The following is a 3,603-nucleotide window of genomic DNA, read 5'->3' as shown; positions in this document are numbered from 1 at the left end:
AATGTTCTTTAATAAAAGTAATGGCATTTCTTAACAGGCGTTTAATTTTGTGAATCAGATATTTTGTTCGTGGATTAAAGAGAGAAGAATCTGGGAAAAGACGCATGATTTCTTTGGGAACCAGGGTGTCAATCTGATTTTCGATAAATGTTTCATTGCAGCTTTCCCAGGTAAGTTGGTGCTTTTTTAAACTTTTGGAAAACTGTTCAAACAAATTATGAACGATAGAGCCGGTTTTTTTAAAATCATAACTCACGTCTTCCCGTTGGGAAATCTTCAGCATATAATTTACAAAATATGCGTAACCGCATTTTTGATATGTTTCCAGACGGGAAACGGAAGCGTTTAACTGTTTTTGATATTTTGTATCAATGATTCTTTTAGAAAGTTTTTTGTTGGTCTGATAGTAGCTCTCTGACTTCATTGTTGAAATTTGAGACCACAAATGAGAAATTTCCGTTTTACCTTCACCTTCTAAGAAGTTTTCCGGTTGCATTCTGGAAGATAGCTTTTGTTTGTATGGATTCTGATATGCCATTACAGCTTGTTCGGTGTATTCGGGTATATTTACATAGTCCGATTGAAAGGATTCAGGGGCAAAAAAGTGTTCCAACCGTTTCCACAGATAACAAGGCATTCGCTTGGTTTGTTCGTTTTCTCCTTCATTTTTTGAAAGATACAGATGGGTATCCGCTGTGAGGAATGCCCGGTATAAGGAAAGTGTGGAATCGCAGTTTTGCTGCAAAGAAGTGGGAAGCTCTACTCCGGTGATATCAAAAATAGCCTCCCGTTCCAGATCTGACAGATAACCACGGTTGAAATTGGACTTTGGAGTTACATTTTCATTCATCCCTAAAATAAATACATAGGAGCAAGAAAGGGATCTGCCACGGTCAATATCTGATACTGTAACCGTATCAACGGTATCGGGAATGACACCGGATTCATACAACTGTAAAGACTGTTTTAAAATATGATAATAATCTGAAGGAAGGATTTCCTCTTCGGAGATTAACAAATCTATGTTCTTAATGGCACCCAAAATCGTATTGTACGCGGTAACAGTTTCCTGTCGGAAGGCTGCTTCTTTTTTTTCTAAAAAACGTTTGACGCCTTCCTCGAGATGAATCGAATCTGTATAATTACGGAAAGACTCAAGATAACTTTTCTGTTTTTTGAAATTCCGGATAACGGGCAATAAAAAAGTTTGGTAGACGGTATTGATTTTTGTAAGATTTTGAGACAAAAAATGAGATTGAGTGCTTAAAAATTCGATTTTTCTGTTCCAATGTTCCGGCTCTGAAATCTCTTTCTTCTGCAGGTGAAATCTGCAGACAAATTCCTCGAAAATACAGATTTCATCATGGATATGAAAAATGGAGCACAAACTTTTTAAGTATTCTAATATCGTATTTTTTTCATATTCTGAAATTACCATATGAAACAGATTCAAAAAGATTTTTGCAACGGGGTTTTCGGTCAGGGGAGATTTTTGATCCAGAAAGAAGGGAATTTTTCCGCGTGAAAATGCCCGTCTGATCTCTGTTTCGTATAGGGATAAGTCGCCTGATAATACAGTGAAATCAGAATAGAGTGCACCTTCTGAAGTTTTTTTCTTAATGATGTCTACAACAAATCGAACTTCATCTTTTATGTTTCTGGCATTGATAAGCGAGATATTTTTTTGCGGCGTTTTATCAGGAATTCCGTCAAAAATGCTTTGGAAGAAGGTGTTGTCTTTTCTTGTGTCTGCTTTAATTTCGTTTACCTCTTTTTGCCGATGGTACGCTGTTTTTTTGAGAGTTTGATAGGTTTTATATGTTGGGTAAAACAAATCTCCCGGCATTTTTTTTGAAAAATCGTCTGCTAAAAGAGTGATGGTCATTTTTTTTGCATTGTTTAACAATGCTGAAATTACAGTAAATTCAGCAGGTGAAAAATTGGTAAAACAGTTGATAAAGATATTATAATCCCGATAAAGATTTTTTTCTTCTATCCACTTGGCGAGAACCTGGAAACTATCTTCAAAATCTCGGAATTTTTGTTCTGTTTCTTTCTGATATTCTGTGAAAATCAGATCAAGATCGCATATTTTTTGGTAGAGCGAAGTTTTGTCAGACAAATTGTTCTTGATTTGTTCAAACTTTTCATGATTGATAAGGTACCCTTTACATTCTGAAAGAATGTTCTTAAAAATTAACACAGAATCCGGAGTCAGTTGTCTGTTTTTCAGTGTGGTAAGAGTTGCTTTGTGCTGGCGGATAATTTTATAAAGAAGCAGATGTTTGGTTTCTTCATCAATATAGTTTAGTTGATTCGATTGATATTTTTTGTTCACAACGGTTGCCAGACGTTTGAAATTTACTGTCTCAGTCAGATGAGAGTATTTTTCTCCCAAAGTATCAAGAAGTGTTTTATCCGCGTTAAAAGAATATTGTTCCGGTACAATATAAAGTACGTGTTCTCCACGGGTGATACAGTCTTTTATCATTTGAAAAATCGTTTCATTTGTGCGATTCAAATGAGTTCCGTACAGAATTTCCAGTGACATACTGCTTCTCCTTATATTAAAATTTTAATCGATGATTTATTATAGCATTTTTATTAAAAAAAATCAATAGGGCATCTGCCTTTCGTACACTTTTTAGCACATTATTTATTGACAGTAGAAAAATATTTTAGTATAATGATGAGAAGAAATTAATAGAATGGGAATAAACAGGTATGCGAAGATTTGTGTTTGGAATTTTAGCTCATGTCGATTCGGGAAAAACAACTCTTTCCGAAGGATTGTTATATCATGCCGGAAGCATCCGGAAAATGGGAAGGGTAGACCATAAGGATGCTTTTTTAGATACCCACAGTATTGAGCGTGACAGAGGAATTACAATCTTTTCCAAACAGGCAGTACTGGAATGGAAGGATACACATATCACTTTATTGGATACGCCGGGACATATTGATTTTTCCACGGAAATGGAACGTACGTTGCATGTCCTGGACTATGCTGTTTTGGTCATCAGTGGTACAGACGGAGTGCAAAGTCATACACTGACATTATGGAAATTGTTGGAACGGTATCATATTCCTACTTTTATTTTTGTAAATAAGATGGATTTAGAGGGTGCGCAACAAGCTGTGATAGAAGCCCAGCTTAAGGAAAAACTCAGCGGAAACTGTGTGACATTTACCGATGGATTTGATAAAGAAGCTGTTTCTGTTTGCGATGAATCTTTGTTGAATGAGTATCTGGAAACTGAAGAACTTTCTCACGATGCAGTTGCCGCTGCAGTTTCCGGAAGAAAACTGTTTCCTTGTTATTTCGGGTCTGCACTAAAGATGGATGGAATTTCCCAGCTTGCAGACGGAATGATTGCTTATACCATCGAAACGGATTACCCTGAATCATTCGGAGCAAAAGTATTTAAAATTTCTGAGGATGAGCAGGGAAATCGTTTGACCCATTTAAAAATCACCGGTGGTAGCCTGAAGGTAAAATCATTGATTAAAAAAATGAAAAACGGAGAAATGCTCTGGGAAGAAAAGGTGAATCAGATTCGATTGTATTCAGGCGTAAAATATCAGACAAGCGATGAGGTGTTT

At 36.2% G+C, this 3,603-nt stretch carries 2 protein-coding genes; one reads left to right on the top strand and one right to left on the bottom strand.

Annotated features, from left to right (window positions below):
* The coding region (locus ACKI5B_RS12500) for a PD-(D/E)XK nuclease family protein (protein WP_407429265.1) at positions 1-2,491 on the bottom strand (2,491 nt) is incomplete at its 3' end.
* A gap of 245 nt (positions 2,492-2,736) precedes the next feature.
* Between ACKI5B_RS12500 and ACKI5B_RS12495 the strand changes: the two genes are divergently transcribed.
* Positions 2,737-3,603: GTP-binding protein (locus tag ACKI5B_RS12495; protein WP_407429263.1), on the top strand; the 867-nt coding region annotated here is incomplete at its 3' end.

The organism is Treponema sp. (assembly GCF_045657965.1).
GTDB lineage: Bacteria > Spirochaetota > Spirochaetia > Treponematales > Treponemataceae > Treponema_D.
Note: the sequence above shows the minus strand (reverse complement) of the source record. Positions and strands in the feature narration are given on the sequence as shown.